The organism is Rathayibacter sp. AY1A5 (assembly GCF_002930875.1).
In the GTDB taxonomy this organism is placed as follows: domain Bacteria; phylum Actinomycetota; class Actinomycetes; order Actinomycetales; family Microbacteriaceae; genus Rathayibacter.
Genome location: NZ_PSTM01000002.1, coordinates 122,365 through 137,405 on the forward strand (window position 1 = coordinate 122,365; position 15,041 = coordinate 137,405).

Below are 15,041 nucleotides of genomic sequence, written 5' to 3' on the forward strand. Positions count from 1 at the left end.
CCGCTTTCGCTTGCTTCAGCGCCCTCGGTTGGCGTGGCCGGAAGGGTGGCGGCCAGCGCGCTGGTGAGATCACTTCGGGGGCCGCCCGCAATGCGACTCTCGTTGGCAGCACACTCCGATCGACCATATGAGTATGTGTCACGTTCCAGGCGTGTGGTGAGAGGATGAAAGGTATGACAGGAGTGAAAAATCGCAGCACACCAGTGAAACCACTCCAAGATCGAGCTCATCGAACGCGAGCCGCGATCGTCGCGGCGGCACGCGAAGTCGTCGTCGAGGTGGGTAGAGATCGGGCGACAACCGCCAAGGTGGCGGCTCGCGCCAGCGTCGGCATCGGCACTCTCTACCGGTATTTCGTCGATTTCGCGGATGTGCTCGAGGCTGTTTATGCAGAGTATCCGATCTACGATAGACATCAAGCGGTACTGAGAGCTGCGCACAAGGCGACCGACTCGGAGAGCGCCGAGACCGTCGCGGTGGAAGCTCTTCAAGAACTCATAAAGGAACTCAGGGCTGAGTCGCTTCTCGAAGCCGAGCTGCGTCTTTACACCTGATCTCGGGATCGTGCGAGCAACCCGCGGTGTCCGCTCGCATCGCAGAAGGCCTTCGTTTGTTCAGCGAGCGCACGCATCGGATGCCTCGCCACGAGGGACCATCAGCGCTCGCCGCCCGACCGCTCCCCGAACTCCACGAGCTTCGCGAACAGGTCCTCGATCAGCCAGCGGGTGTCGAACGCCTCGCAGACCCGGATCGTGTGCGGTCCGGCGTCGGGCAGGAGCTCGCCGTCCGCGGAGAACCGCGGTGCGCGGCGCTCCCGCCAGCGTCCGCCGGCGGGGTTCATCACGGCGCCGATGGCCGGGCTGTCGCCCAGCGACCGGAAGTCGAGCGGCCCGTACGGGATGGTCTCGTTGAACGCGATCAGCTGGTCCACGAGGTGGTCCCCGAGCGGGCTCGTGCCGCGCAGCCGGGTCCGCAGCTCGGCGTGCCCGACTCCGACTCCGGAGTACACGGGCATCGGGATCTGCCAGAGGGCGATGCCCGACTCGAGGACGCGGTTCGCGGCGTGGACGTCGTTGATCAGGTTGAACTCGGGGCTGTAGGCGGGGATCTCGTCGTAGGGCGGGCCGCCGACCCAGACGACCACGACGTCGCGCGAGGCGATCGACGGCTCGAGCAGCAGGGCGGCGGCGACGTCGGTCAGCGGCCCGAGCACGGCGATCCACAGCCGGCCGTCGTCGCGCAGCGCCTCCGCGACGATCAGGCGGGCGCCGTCCGACGCCTCGGCGGGCAGGGCCGACTCGGCGCCGTCGACGACGGTCACCGTCGCTCCCGCCAACTCCACGATGCGGTCGATCTCGGCGCGCGACTCCGGCATGCTCCCCGGCCGGCCGAAGTGCGCCGCGACCAGGCCGCGGACGTCGAGGGTCTCGGTCAGCAGCGCCTGGACGATCACGAACTGGTCGTCGGCCTCGTTCGCGGCGTCGGTGCTGACGATCAGGCGGTGCGGGGGAGGCGGGATCATGCGGACTCGCGCTGCACGAGGGTCGTCGCGAGGATCGGCTGCCGGTCGACCGGGCGGCCCTGCACGACGGCGACGACGGTCTCGGCGGCGACGCGACCCATGTCCTCGAGGGGCTGGCGGATGGTCGTGAGGGTCGGATCCGAGGTGGTCGCGATGACGACGTCGTCGAAGCCGATCACGGAGACGTCGGCGGGGACGCGGCGGCCGGACGCCTGGAGCACGCGGATCGCGCCGTTGGCCATCAGGTCGGAGGAGGCGAAGACGCCGTCGAGGTCGGGGTGGCGCTGCAGGAGGCGGGCCATCGCGGCGGAACCGCTCTCGAGGGTGAAGGCGCCGTGCACGATCGGGCTGGAGTCGAGGCCGAGCTCGGTCAGCTCGTCGCGCCAGCCGCGGATGCGGTCGCGGGCGGGCTCCATGTCGTGCGGGCCGGCGATGATGCCCAGGCGCCGGCGGCCGGAGTCGGCGAGCGCGCGGGCGGCGAGGCGACCGCCTCCGTAGTTGTCGGAGTCGATGACGATGGCGTCCTCGGGCAGGGCGACGCGCGGGCGGCCGACCCAGGCGATCGGCACGGGGGAGTCGGCCAGCGCCTGGGCGAGGTGGGTGATCTCGTGCTGGAGGATCACGATCGCGCCGTCGACGGCCCGCGAGCGGAGGAAGCGGGGGATGCGGTCGCTGTCGTCGTGGTCGGCGGGCAGCAGCACGGGCTGCACCTCGCCGGCGTAGAGGCCCTTCGCGGCGCCCTTCAGCACCGAGGTGAAGAACGTCCCGGTGAGGCTGTCGAGCTCGTTGAAGGCGACGATCAGGGCGATGGCCCCGGCCCGCCCGCCGCGGAGCATCCGGGCGGCGCTGTTCGCCTCGTAGCCGAGGGACTTCGCGGCGCGCTCGACCGCGGCGGTCATCCGGACGTCGACATTGGTGCCGCCTGCGAGCACCCGGGCGGCGGTGGCGCGCGAGACGCCCGCGGCCTGGGCGACGTCCACCAGCGTGGGTCGAGTCATGCTGCTTCCTTCTGCGAGGGGAGGTTCCGGCTTCCGCGCCTCCCCGCGGAGCACGGTGGGGAGAACGTCGGAGTGAAGACTCGCACGGGGCGGCGGGCGGCCGTCCGGAACTGCTCGATTTGCGAAACTTCCCTTTGATACTAGGCGGAGATCGTTATCTCGCGGAGACCGGTTCTCGCTTGCGTCGTGCTCGCGGGCGGGTTAGGTTGGCCGCCAAGAGATCGTTCTCTGAGGCCCGCCCTCACCGAAACCCTGCGAATCCCCAACGAAGAGGAATTGTCGTGAAAAGAAGCCTGATGGCCGTAGCCGCCGCAGCAGCAGTAGTCGCGCTCACCCTGACCGGGTGCTCGTCCGGAGGGGGAGGAGGCGCCTCGGACGACCCGAACGCCGAAGCCACCTTCTGGTCCTTCACCGGCATCAACGCCAAGGACAGCGTCGACGAGTACCTCGCGAAGATGCCCGACGCGAAGATCAAGCTCTCCGAGGTCGGCAGCACGACCGAGACCGCCACCGCCCTCACCGCGGCCCTCGCCGGCGGCAAGGTGCCCGACCTGGTCATGATCCAGAACGACGACCTGCCCCAGTTCGTCGCCAACAGCTCGAACTTCCTCGACCTGCGCACCCTCGGCGGCGACGACGTCGCCTCGACCTACCTCCCGTGGGCCGCCTCCGCCGCGACCGCCGACGACGGCTCCGTCGTGGGCGTCCCGACCGACGTCGGCGGACTGGGCTTCGCCTACCGCGCCGACCTCTTCGAGCAGGCCGGCCTGCCGACCGAGCCCGACCAGGTCGCCGAGCTCTGGAAGGACTGGCCGTCCTTCATCGAGACCGGCAAGAAGTACACCGAGGCGACCGGCAAGCCGTTCGTCGACAACATCGAGACCAGCGTCTTCTTCTCGACCGTCAACCAGGTCTCGGAGAAGTACTACTCGCCCGACGGCGAGCTGGTCTACGACACCAACCCGCAGGTGAAGGACGCGTTCCAGGTCGCCGTGGACACCAAGGACGCCGGCATCAGCGCCGGCATCGCCGCCTGGTCCTCGGGCTGGGCTCCGGGCCGCGCGAACGGCGCCTTCGCCGTGACGATCGCCCCCTCGTGGATCCTCGCCGGCATCAAGACCGACGCCCCCGACACCGCCGGCAACTGGCGCGTCACCAGCGTCCCCGGCATCGGCGGCAACTGGGGCGGCAGCGTCATCGCCATCCCCGCCCGCGCCGAGCACCCCGAGGCCGCCTGGCAGTACATCAAGACGATGATGTCGGCCGAGGGCCAGACCGACCACTTCAAGGCCTCGGGCACGCTGCCCGCCGCCACCGAGGCGGTCGCCAGCGAAGAGGTCCAGTCGTACACCGACCCGTTCTTCGGCGACTCGAAGATCGGCGAGGTCATGGCGACCTCCGTCGAGCAGTTCCCGTCCTTCTACAACGGACCGGACACCACCCCGATCAACGGGGCGCTCCTCAACACCCTCGTCGAGCTGGAGGCCGGCAACGTGACCTCCGACAAGGCGTGGTCGACCGCACTCGACACGGCCAAGCAGGCCATCGGCGGCTGATCGCCCCACCCACCCGAGCGGCCCGGCGCCTCGCGCGCCGGGCCCCTCCCCCCTTTCTCGACGGAGGTACTCCCGTGTCAACGGTGACAGCAGCACCACCCCGCAAGCAGCGCAAGCAGCCCAGCGCGCCGGTCCAGAAGGCCGCGCGGATCCGCAACTCCCTCTCGGAGCGGATCGCCCCCTACGCGTACGTCGCGCCCTTCTTCATCATCTTCATCGTCTTCGGGCTCTTCCCGCTCCTGTTCACGTTCTACGTCTCGCTCTTCGACTGGAACCCGATCGGCGAGCAGACCTTCGTCGGCATCGCGAACTTCCAGCAGCTCTTCGCCGACTCCCGGTTCTGGAACGCGCTGGTCAACACCTTCGGCATCTTCATCATCTCGACGGTGCCCCAGCTGCTGTTCGCCCTCTTCCTCGCGCACCTGCTGAACCACGCCCGCCTCCGCTGGGCGAACTTCTTCCGCATGGCTCTGCTGGTGCCGTACATCACCTCCGTCGCGGCGACCGCGATCGTGTTCGCGCAGATCTTCGACAAGAACTTCGGCCTGATCAACTGGTTCCTCGGCATCTTCGGACTGCCGTCGATCAACTTCCTCGCCACGAACTACGGCTCCTGGATCGTCATCTCGACGATGGTCTTCTGGCGCTGGTTCGGCTACAACACGCTCCTCTACCTGGCGGGCCTGCAGTCGCTGCCCCGCGAGATGTTCGAGGCGGCCTCCGTCGACGGCGCGTCCAGCTGGCAGCAGTTCCGCCACCTGACGATCCCGGCGCTGCGCCCGATCATCGTCTTCACCGTGATCATGTCGACCATCGGCGGTCTGCAGATCTTCACGGAGGCGCTCCTGGTGGCTCCCGAATCGGGCCTCACCTGCGGCGCCGGCCGGCAGTGCCAGACGCTGGCGCTCTTCCTCTACGAGCAGGGCTTCGGCCAGTTCAAGTTCGGCTACGGATCCGCCATCGGCGTCGTGCTGTTCGTGATCGTGGTCCTCGTCTCCCTCCTCAACTTCTACCTCTCCACCCGCACCCGGAAGGAGGCCGTCTGATGTCGGATGTGATCGACCAGGCCGTCCCGCAGACGCTGGCCCCCACGGTCCAGAAGGCACAGCTGCCGAAGCGGCACGGGAAGGGCGGCGGAGTCGGCTGGCCGACCTACGTCTTCCTCGTGATCGCGGTGCTCGTCTCGATCTTCCCGCTCTACTACATGTTCGTCGTCGCGTCGGTCGGAGCGACCGCCGTCACGTCGATCCCGCCGCGCCTGTACCCGGGCACGAACTTCATGGCGATCGCCGAGAAGGTGTTCGACACCGTCCCGTTCATCGCCTCGATGCTGAACAGCCTCATCGTGTCGCTGAGCATCGCCGTCATCTCGGCGATCCTCTGCGCGATGGCCGGCTTCGCCTTCGCGAAGCTGCAGTTCCCCGGCCGCAACGTGCTGTTCCTCATCGTGCTGCTGACCATGACGGTGCCGGCGCAGCTGAGCATCATCCCGCAGTACCTGATCGTCTCGGCGCTCGACTGGGTCGACACCCTCCAGGCGATCATCGTGCCGGGCCTGGCCAGCGCCTTCGGCATCTTCTGGATGCGGCAGCACATGTCCACGACGGTCAGCGACGAGCTGATCCAGGCGGCCCGCATCGACGGCGCCAACTCGTGGCAGCTGTTCTGGCGCATCGCCTTCCCGGTGGTCCGCCCCGCGGCGTTCGTCCTCGGACTGATCACCTTCACCGCGGTCTGGAACGACTTCATGTGGCCGTTCATCGTCCTCAAGTCGCCGGAGCTGTTCACGGTGCAGATCGCGCTGAAGCAGCTGCAGGCCAACCGCTCGATCGACGTCGCCCTGGCGATGGGCGGATCGTTCATGGCCACTCTCCCGCTGCTGATCGCGTTCTTCTTCGTCGGCCGCCGGATGGTGTCCGGGATCATGGACGGGGCGTTCAAGGGCTGATGCACGACGCTTCCCCAGCACTGCCCGGGACGGACGCCGCGCGTCCTCCCGGGCGGGACTGGCGGGACCGCGCTCTGCCTCCGGCCGAGCGCGCCCGCCTCCTGACCCAGGAACTCACCCTCGAGGAGAAGGCGGCGCAGCTCGGCTCCGTCTGGCTCACCGACTCCGCCGACGACTTCGCCCCGAAGCTCGACGACGGGCCCGCCGCGGGCGACGACCTCTTCACCGGCGGCCTCGGCCAGCTGACCCGCGTGTTCGGCACCGAGCCGGTCACCGTCCCGGAGGGCGTCCGCCGGCTCCGCGAGCTGCAGGAGCGCGTGGTCGCCGGCAGCCGCCTCGGCATCCCGGCCATCGCGCACGAGGAGTGCCTCACCGGCCTGGCCGCGTACGGCGCGACCGCGTTCCCCACTCCGCTCGCCTGGGCGGCCACTTTCCACGAGGAGCTCGTGGGCGAGATGGCGGAGGCGATCGGCTCGGACATGCGCGCCCTCGGCATCCACCAGGGCCTCGCCCCGGTCGTCGACGTCGTGAAGGACTACCGCTGGGGCCGCGTCGAGGAGACCCTCGGCGAGGACCCGTACCTGGTCTCGCAGCTCGGCGCCTCCTACGTCGCGGGGCTGGAGGGGACCGGCGTCGTCGCGACGCTGAAGCACTTCGCCGGGTACGCGGCCTCCCGCGGCGCCCGCAACCACGGCCCGGTGAGCATGGGGCCGCGCGAGCTCGCCGACACGGTGCTGCCTCCGTTCGAGGCCGCTCTGCGGCACGGCGGCGCCCGCAGCGTGATGACCTCGTACACCGACATCGACGGCGTGCCCAGCAGCGCCAGCCGGCACCTGCTGACGACGCTGCTCCGCGATCGCTGGGGCTTCGAGGGCACGGTCGTCGCCGACTACTGGGCGGTGCCGTTCCTTCAGGCCATGCACCACGTCGCGGTAGACGCGGCCGACGCGGGGCGCCTGGCGCTGCACGCGGGGGTCGACGTCGAGCTGCCGCAGACGGCGGCGTACGGCGAGCTGCCGCGCCTGATCCGCGAGGGCGTCGTCGACGAGGCCGACCTCGACCGCTCCGTGGCCAGGCACCTCCGCCACAAGTTCGAGGCGGGCCTGCTCGACGGCGGCCCGCTGGTACCCGAGGGGGCCGAGGAGGTCGACCTCGACAGCGCCCGCAACCGCGCGATCTCGTCGCGGATCGCGGAGGAGTCGGTCGTGCTGCTGCGCGACGAGGACGTCGCGGGGCTGCTGTCCTCCGGCTCGCTCGCCGTCGTGGGACCGGCCGCGGACCAGTTCCGCAGCCTGGTCGGCTGCTACGCGTTCCCCAACCACGTGCTCTCCAAGCACCCCGGGCACGACCTCGGGCTGTCGATCCCGACGGTGCTGACGGCGCTGCAGGAGGAGTTCGGAGCGTCGCGCGTGCGCTTCGCGGAGGGCGGCTCGATCACCTCCGCGTCGACCGACGGCGTGCAGGAGGCGGTAAACCTCGTCCGCGGCTCCGACGCGGCGGTCGTCGTGGTCGGCGACATCGCCGGGCTCTTCGGCGACGGCACCTCGGGCGAGGGCTGCGACGCGGCCGACCTCCGCCTCCCCGGAGCGCAGGAGCCGCTGGTGACGGCCGTGCTCGAGACCGGCGTGCCCACCGTGGTGGTCGTCCTCTCGGGCCGGCCCTACGCGCTCGGGGCGTTCGGAGCGGCGCGCGGACTCGTGCAGGCGTTCTTCCCGGGAGCGGACGGGGCGGCTGCGGTCGCCGGCGTGCTCTCGGGCCGCGTGGCTCCGACCGGGCGGCTGCCCGTGCAGATCCCACGGCTCCCGTCCGCGTCGACCACGTACCTGCAGCCGTCGCTCGGGCTCTCGAACCCCGGGATCACGGCGCTGGACGCGACTCCGCTCTACCCGTTCGGCTACGGGCTGACCCGCGGCGCGGTGACGTATACGGAGCTGGCGACGGCGGCGGAGCTGCCGGTCGGCGGATCGCTCGACGTGGCGGTGTCGCTCCGGAACGACGGCGCCGACACGGTCGAGGTGATGCAGCTCTACGCGGGCTACCCGACCTCGGCGGTGGTGCGGCCGGTCGCGCAGCTCATCGGCTTCGCGCGCGTGCCGATCGCGGCGGGCGAGACGCTGACGGTGCACTTCCACGTCGACGCGGCCCGGCTCGCGGTGACGGGGGAGGACGGCCGGCTCGCCGTGGACCCGGGGCCGCTGCGGCTGACGGCCGGCGCCTCGGCGGCGGACGCGGCGGTGACGGCGGAGGTGTCGATCACGGGGGAGCGGCGGTTCCTCGCCGAGCGGGCGCTGCGGACCCCCTGGTCGGTGGCGCGAGGCTGAGCGGCCGGCGCCTCAGGGGGGAGGCGCCGGCCGCTCGCGGGGGGCGGGCCGGCGGTGCCGGCTCGCGACCCCGCAGAAGTCGCGGTGCTCGAGCGCGAGACCTGCGACTTCTGCGGGGTCGGCGGCCGGGAGCGCGACGGCCGCGTAGCAGCGGAGGCGCACAGCGCAAGGGGCCCGCGCGAGCCGGGGGCCCGGCCTAGCGTGGAAGGAGCGGCGCCGCCGGTGGCGGGCCGCGGAGAAGACCGATGCAGAGGAGAGTCATGCCCGCCCTGACCGACACGTTCACGCTGTCCAACGGAGTCGCCATCCCGAAGATCGGGTTCGGCACCTGGCAGATCCCCGACGGCCCCGAGGCCTACGACGCGACGACCGCCGCGCTCGAGGCCGGCTACCGCCACATCGACACCGCCCGCGCCTACGGCAACGAGGCGAGCGTCGCCCGGGCACTGCGCGACAGCGGCGTCCCGCGCGACGAGGTGTTCATCACCACCAAGCTCCCGGCCGAGGTGAAGGACTACGAGGGCGCGAAGGCGAGCTTCGAGACCACCATGGCGGCGCTCGAGCTCGACCACGTCGACCTGTACCTCATCCACGCCCCGTGGCCCTGGCAGGACATGGGGTCCGACCACCGCGAGGGCAACATCGCGGCGTGGAAGGCGATGGAGGAGATCCTCGAGGCCGGTCGCTCGCGCGCCATCGGCGTCTCGAACTTCCAGGTCGCCGATCTGGAGTCGCTGATCGCGGCGACCGACGTGGTGCCGCACGCCAACCAGATCCGCTGGTTCGTCGGCAACACCCAGGACGAGACGACCGCGTACTGCAAGGAGCACGGCATCCTCGTGGAGGGCTACTCGCCGCTCGCGACGGGCGGCCTGCTCGACAACTCCGACATCGGCGAGATCGCCGCGAAGTACGACAAGTCGGTGGCGCAGCTCTGCATCCGCTACCTGCTCGAGAAGGACGTGCTGCCGCTGCCGAAGTCGACGACGCCCTCGCGCATCGTCGAGAACGCCGACGTCGACTTCGAGATCTCGTCCGAGGACCTCGCGCACCTCGACTCGCTCGTCGACACGGAGTCCTGACCCGCGGGCGCCTGCTCCTGACGGTCCGGAGGCCGTCGCACTCGAGCTCGAGCGCGGCGGCCTCCGTCGTCTCGGCGCATCGGCCGCCGCCTCCGCTCGCGAGTGCGCAGGAGTCGTCGCACTCGACGTCGAGTGCGACAAGTCCTGGCTTCTCGCCGGACTCCTCCGATCGCGGTTCCGCGAGTGTGCAGGAGTTGTCGCAGTCGGTCTCGAGTGCGACGACTACTGGAGTCTCGGGGTGCTCGGCACAGGAGCGACGGGCGTCCGGCGTCCCGAGGCCGGTCGCGAGTGCGCAGGAGTTGTCGCGGTCGGTCTCGAGTGCGACAACTCCTGGCTTCTCGTCGGGCTCATCCGGACCGCGGTTCCGCGAGTGTGCAGGAGTTGTCGCGGTCGGTCTCGAGTGCGACGACTCCTGGCTTCTCGCCGGGGCGAGCCGGGGCGAGGCGGGGCGGGCCGGGGCGGGCCCCGCCCGCCCCGGCCGGCGGCCGCGCGTCAGGCCAGGCGCAGCAGGCGGCAGCCGTGCGGCTCGAGCTCGAGCTCGACGGCGCCGCCGACGATCGGCAGCTCGGCGCCGCTCCACACGTCGACGGCCGAGGCTGCGCCGGAGCAGCCCAGGTCGGTCAGGTGCGCGGAGTAGGACCGCGCCGACGAGCCCAGCCAGAACACTCCGCGCCACTGCTCGTCGCCGCGCCACGCCGACCACACCACCAGGTCGCCGTCGCGGACGATCTCGCGGCTGCCGTCGCTGCCGAGCAGCGCGAGGACGTCGTCGTTCGTCAGCAACGCCAGAGTGTCGGCGGGCGTGTCCGGGAGGTGCCCGCCCATCATCAGCGGCGAGCGGAGCAGGCACCACAGCGTCACGAGCGTCCGCTGCTCCGCGGGCGTGAACCGCGAGAGCCGGTCCTCGCCCACGTGCGCGCGCACGCCGATCCGCCCCAGCGGCAGCATGTCGGCGTCGGCCCAGGCGCCGGGACGCTGGTGCGGAGCCCAGCGCGCCGCCCGCTGGAACTGCTCGTGCAGGTGGGCCCAGTCGTCCCAGAAGTCGTCCGAGATCCGCCACATCTGCGCGGTCGACCGCAGCAGCTCGAGGTTCTCGAGCGAGAGCTGCTTGCCGGGGGAGAGGCTCAGCACCATCGGACGGCCGGTCGCGTCGATCGCGCGGGAGAGTGCGGCGATCTCCTCCGCCTGGATCGGCGGGTAGAGCACGTCGTCGAGCTTCACGAAGTCGACGCCCCACGAGGCCAGCTGCGCCATCACGGAGTCGTAGTACTGCTGCGCGCCGGGCGCGCTCATGTCGACGCCGTAGTTGTCCGGGTTCCACGGGCAGACGTTCCCGCGGTCGGCGATGTCGGCGCAGGTCGCCTCTGCCCCGAGCACCGGCAGGCCGAGCTCGGCCGCTCGGCGGGGGACGCCGCGCATCAGGTGCACCCCGAAGCGGAGGCCGAGGGCGTGCACGCGCGCGGCCAGCGCCGTGAACCCGCCCGTCGCCGCGGAGGGGAAGCGTCCGACGGCGGGCTGCGGGCGGCCCCAGTCGTCGAGCACCGGCTCCGACACCTCCTGGTAGTCGCTCGTGCCGGGATCGGGCTCGTACCACTGGATGTCGACGACGACCGTGTCCCAGCCGTGCGGCAGGAGGTGCTCGGCGAGGTACTCGGCGTTCGCGAGCACCTCCTCCTCCGTCACCGAGGCGCCGAAGCAGTCCCAGCTGTTCCAGCCCATCGGCGGGCGGCGGGCGGCCTCCGTGCGCGCGGCGATCACGACAGCTCCAGCGTCACGGTCGCGAAGGAGTGCGGGGGCAGCGTGACCCGCAGGCCTGTGGCCGTGGTCTCGATGCCCTCGAGGGCGACGGGGCTCACCTCGTCGGCGGCGCCGGGCCGGTTGTGCGCGTCGGGGCGGTCGGCGGTGAGGAGGCGGCCGGTCGCGCCGGTCACGGTCCCACCGCGGAAGTCGAGGGAGACCTCGAGCGGCTCCTCCAGGTCGACGTTGGTCAGCGAGACCAGGACGCGGCCGTCCTTCGTGGAGGCGGAGGCGGAGGCGACGGGTATCTCGCGGCCGTCGACCGCGTGCGTCGGGCCGGCGACCGTGGTCGGCAGAACCGTCGCGTCGTGGTGCCCCTTGTTCATCTCGAACACGTGGTACGTCGGCGTGCGGACCATCTCGCCGCCGTCCGGGTCGGTCAGCAGCATCGCCTGCAGCACGTTCACCGTCTGCGCGATGTTCGCCATCGTCAGGCGGTCGGCGAAGCCGTGGAAGACGTCGAAGTGCCAGGCCGCGACCATCGCGTCGCGGATCGTGTTCTGCTGGAAGAGGAAGCCCGGGTGGGTCCCCGGCTCCACGTCCCACCAGGTGCCCCACTCGTCGAGCACCATCCCGTACTTCTTCTCGGGGTCGTGGACGTCCATCACCGCGGCGTGCGAGCGGAGCAGCTCCTCGATCCCCTGCGCGGCCACGATCGTGCTCCAGTAGGTGTCGGCGTCGAAGTCGGTCGCGCTGCCCTTCGCGTGCCAGCTGCCGCCGATCGTGTAGTAGTGCACCGAGACCGACTCCCACGGCACGGAGGAGAAGGGGTGCCCCTCGATCTCGGGGATCACCTCCATCAGCGTCTGCGTCCAGTGGGTGTCGGCGCCGTCGGCTCCGGCCGCCACGCGGTAGAGCGGAGTGTCGTTGCCGCTCTGCACGAAGGTCCCGAACTGCCGCGCCAGGTCGGCGTAGGCGCCGGCGCGCATGTTGCCGCCGCAGCCCCAGGTCTCGTTGCCGAGCCCCCAGAAGCGGACGGTCCACGGCTCCTCCCGGCCGTGGGAGCGGCGCAGGTCGGCCATCGGCGACTTGCCCGCGCCGGTGAGGTACTCGGCCCAGTCCGCCATCTCCTGCACGGTCCCGGAGCCGATGTTGCCCGAGATGTAGGCGTCGGCGCCGAGCAGCTCGCAGAGCGCCATGAACTCGTGGGTGCCGAAGGAGTTGTCCTCCGCGACTCCGCCCCACTGCGTGTTGATCAGGCCGGGACGCTCCTCGCGCGGGCCGATGCCGTTGGTCCAGTGGTAGCGGTCGGCGAAGCAGCCGCCGGGCCAGCGGAGGTTGGGGATGTCGAGGGCGCGGAGGGCCTCGACGACGTCCAGGCGGATCCCGCCCTCGTTCGGGACGGGCGAGTCCTCGCCGACCCAGAAGCCGTCGTAGATGCACCGGCCGAGGTGCTCGGCGAAGTGGCCGTAGAGGTGGCGGCTGATGGTGGCGCCGGGGCGGTCGAGGTCGACGGTGACGGTGCTGTTCACGGAGTGCTCCAGGGTGGTGGCGGACGGGTCGGCGGCGGTGCCGGCGGTGTCGAGGACGCCGCGGTCGGCGGCGGTGCTCACGCGGTCTCGCGGACGAGCCGCAGGACGATCGCGCGGTCGGCGTGGAAGGTCGGCAGGTCCAGGCCCGCCTCGCCCAGCAGGCTCCCCGAGTAGGCGGGGGCCGGGGCGTCGGAGTCCAGCGGAACCGTCGACTCCAGCCAGTGCGGGCTCTGCCAGGGCGGGCCGAGCGAGCCGGGGCGCGCGGTCTCGATCCGGTAGCGCGCCCGCGGATCCAGGCCCGGGAGGCGGACGCGGCGGCGCGAGTCCGCGGTCAGCGCAGGCGTGACCAGCGTGTACAGCGCCTCCGAGCCGTCCGGCGCGACGACGCCGCGCAGCGACGGCGCGTCGGGGTCGGAGTCGTCGCCTCCGACGACCCGGCCGGTCGCGATCAGGCCGCGGTGCTCGCGGTACGCCGCGATCCAGCCCGCCAGCACGGGCTCCTCCTCCGCGTCCAGCTCGCGGAGGTCCCACTCGATCCCGAAGTGGCCGAGGAAGGCGATCGCGCAGCGGGTGTGCAGGTCGCTGGTGCGACCGGTGACGGAGTTGACCGGCGAGGCGACGTGCGAGCCGAGCATCTCCGGCGGCACGAGCAGCCCGGTCCAGCGCAGCATCCGCGAGCGGTCCAGCGGGTCCTGGTTGTCGGAGGTGTGCACGCGGTCGGTGCGCTCGAGGATCCCCAGGTCGACCCGGCCGCCGCCGGAGGCGCAGCTCTCGATCTCGAGCTCCGGGTGCCGGGCGCGCAGCTCGTCGATCAGCCGGTACAGCGCGAGCGTCTGCTCGTGCACCGCGGCCGTCCCGGTGGCGGGGTGGCCCGCGTCGATCAGGTCGCGGTTGTGGTCCCACTTGAGGTACGCGACGCCGAGGTCGGCGACCAGGCCGTCGAGCACGCCGAGGATGTGCGCGAACGCGTCGGGGTTCGTCAGGTCGAGCACCTGCTGGAAGCGGAACCGCGGCGGCAGCTCCTCGCGGGCCCGCAGGATCCAGTCGGGGTGCGCGCGGGCGAGGTCGGAGTCCTCGTTGATCATCTCGGGCTCGACCCAGAGGCCGAACTCCATGCCCAGGCCGCGGACGTGCTCGGCGAGGGGGAGGAGGCCGTCGGGCCAGGCGACGGGGTCGGGCGTCCAGTCGCCGAGGCCGGCGCGGTCGTCGCTGCGGCCGAGGAACCAGCCGTCGTCGAGCACGTAGCGCTCGACCCCGAGGGCGGCGGCGCGGTCGGCCAGCTCGGTGAGGACGGCGAGGTCCTGGTCGAAGTAGACCGCCTCCCAGACGTTGAGCGTCACCGGGCGCGGCCGGCGCGAGGAGCGGGAGACCCCGCGGAGGTGGGCGTGGAAGCGGGCGGCCGCGGCGTCGAGGCCGTGGCCGAAGCTGCCGGAGATCCAGGGGGAGGAGTAGCTCTCGCCGCTCGCGAGGCGCACCTCGCCGGGCAGGAGCAGCTCGCCGCCCCGGAAGGCGAGCCAGCCGTCGCCGCGCTCCACCGCGTGCTCGTGGTTGCCGCCGATGCCGACGTGGCAGAGCCAGACCCGGCCGTCGGCGGAGTCGAAGCCGGGGTTGCCGACCGCGACGACCGTCGTCGCGTCCAGGCCGGTGCGGCCGCGCCGCGAGGAGCGGGAGTGGGTGCCGGTGACGACGGGGTGGCGCTGGGGGATCTTCTCGGTGCCCCAGCGGCCGGAGAAGTCCAGGATCTCGCGGGCCTCGGTCGGGATCCGGAGGGCGGGGTCGACGCCGATCACCTCGAGGTGCCCGGCGCCGTCGTTGCGGACCGAGACGCGGGTCCTGAGCAGTCCGGCAGGGGAGAGAACGATCTCTAGGACCACCCCGATCCGGGCCTGTGCGTCGTGCGCCTCGACGGTCACGGCGGCGCTGCCGGCCTGCGCGACCGCGCCCTCCGCGAGGGCCTCCCCGTCCACCGAGACGGTGTCCACGGTCAGTCTCGGCGACCAGCCGGCGCCCTCCCGGTGCACCCGGAGACCCGGCAGGCCGGCCCAGCCGAAGGTGTGCTCGGGCAGGATCCCGGGCTCGTAGGGGACGTCGGAGGAGCCCTCGATCCCCGTCCGCACGGGAGTTCTTGCGAAAGCTGCGAGATCGTCGTCGCTCGCGTCGAGTCGCGGACCCCAGTGCAGCAGCACGGGCAGGTCGCCTCCCGACTGAGTGAGGAGGGCGGACACGTCATCGGCGACGAGATGGATCACTCTCGGGGATTGCATGTCCCCATTCCTATCGTCGATCCTGGTCTGAGTACAGCGAGAGATCGATCTCGACCCTCGGTCGGATGGACCACCGCGCGG

The 15,041-nt window shown here is 71.5% G+C and carries 11 protein-coding genes; 6 read left to right on the forward strand and 5 right to left on the reverse strand.

Features of this window, described 5'->3' with window-relative positions; genetic code table 11:
* Positions 1 to 173: 173 nt before the first annotated feature.
* Positions 174 to 554: a TetR/AcrR family transcriptional regulator gene (locus C5B98_RS01905; RefSeq protein ID WP_181065433.1), complete on the forward strand. Its 381-nt coding sequence runs from the start codon at positions 174 to 176 to the stop codon at positions 552 to 554.
* Positions 555 to 655: 101 nt separating this feature from the next.
* Here the strand turns inward: C5B98_RS01905 and C5B98_RS01910 are convergent, their stop codons facing one another.
* On the reverse strand, positions 656 to 1,522 hold the full coding sequence (locus C5B98_RS01910) for a nucleoside hydrolase (RefSeq protein ID WP_104327216.1): 867 nt from the start codon (positions 1,520 to 1,522) through the stop codon (positions 656 to 658).
* Positions 1,519 to 2,520 carry a LacI family DNA-binding transcriptional regulator gene (locus tag C5B98_RS01915; protein ID WP_104224675.1) on the reverse strand — a complete coding sequence of 334 codons (1,002 nt, stop codon included), beginning with the start codon at positions 2,518 to 2,520 and terminating at the stop codon, positions 1,519 to 1,521. The genes C5B98_RS01910 and C5B98_RS01915 overlap by 4 nt, the downstream gene beginning before the upstream one ends.
* Before the next feature lie 296 nt (positions 2,521 to 2,816).
* Between C5B98_RS01915 and C5B98_RS01920 the strand changes: the two genes are divergently transcribed.
* The 5 genes from C5B98_RS01920 (at position 2,817) to C5B98_RS01940 (ending at position 9,427) form a co-directional block, all read left to right on the forward strand.
* A complete protein-coding gene (locus C5B98_RS01920) occupies positions 2,817 to 4,076 on the forward strand; it encodes an extracellular solute-binding protein (RefSeq protein WP_104267733.1) in 1,260 nt (419 codons plus the stop codon).
* Positions 4,077 to 4,159: 83 nt separating this feature from the next.
* Entirely contained in the window at positions 4,160 to 5,122 is a 963-nt protein-coding gene (locus tag C5B98_RS01925) for a carbohydrate ABC transporter permease (RefSeq protein WP_104224677.1), read from the forward strand.
* On the forward strand, positions 5,122 to 6,024 hold the full coding sequence (locus tag C5B98_RS01930; protein ID WP_104262300.1) for a carbohydrate ABC transporter permease: 903 nt from the start codon (positions 5,122 to 5,124) through the stop codon (positions 6,022 to 6,024). The genes C5B98_RS01925 and C5B98_RS01930 overlap by 1 nt, the downstream gene beginning before the upstream one ends.
* Positions 6,024 to 8,345: a glycoside hydrolase family 3 N-terminal domain-containing protein gene (locus tag C5B98_RS01935; RefSeq protein ID WP_104327217.1), complete on the forward strand. Its 2,322-nt coding sequence runs from the start codon at positions 6,024 to 6,026 to the stop codon at positions 8,343 to 8,345. Before C5B98_RS01930 ends, C5B98_RS01935 begins: the two co-directional genes overlap by 1 nt.
* A 260-nt stretch (positions 8,346 to 8,605) precedes the next feature.
* Positions 8,606 to 9,427: an aldo/keto reductase gene (locus tag C5B98_RS01940; RefSeq protein ID WP_104226493.1), complete on the forward strand. Its 822-nt coding sequence runs from the start codon at positions 8,606 to 8,608 to the stop codon at positions 9,425 to 9,427.
* Between the two features lie 492 nt (positions 9,428 to 9,919).
* On the opposite strand, the gene C5B98_RS01945 is transcribed toward C5B98_RS01940, so the two are convergent.
* From C5B98_RS01945 to C5B98_RS01955, 3 genes are read right to left on the reverse strand one after another with little or no spacing between them, the layout of a single operon-like run.
* On the reverse strand, positions 9,920 to 11,185 hold the full coding sequence (locus tag C5B98_RS01945; RefSeq protein ID WP_258063411.1) for a glycoside hydrolase family 27 protein: 1,266 nt from the start codon (positions 11,183 to 11,185) through the stop codon (positions 9,920 to 9,922).
* The gene (locus tag C5B98_RS01950) at positions 11,182 to 12,777 is read right to left on the reverse strand and encodes an alpha-L-arabinofuranosidase C-terminal domain-containing protein (protein WP_308470953.1); all 1,596 of its coding nucleotides are present in this window, start codon (positions 12,775 to 12,777) and stop codon (positions 11,182 to 11,184) included. The genes C5B98_RS01945 and C5B98_RS01950 overlap by 4 nt, the downstream gene beginning before the upstream one ends.
* A complete protein-coding gene (locus C5B98_RS01955; protein ID WP_104262302.1) occupies positions 12,774 to 14,960 on the reverse strand; it encodes an alpha-galactosidase in 2,187 nt (728 codons plus the stop codon). Before C5B98_RS01955 ends, C5B98_RS01950 begins: the two co-directional genes overlap by 4 nt.
* Positions 14,961 to 15,041 lie beyond the last annotated feature (81 nt).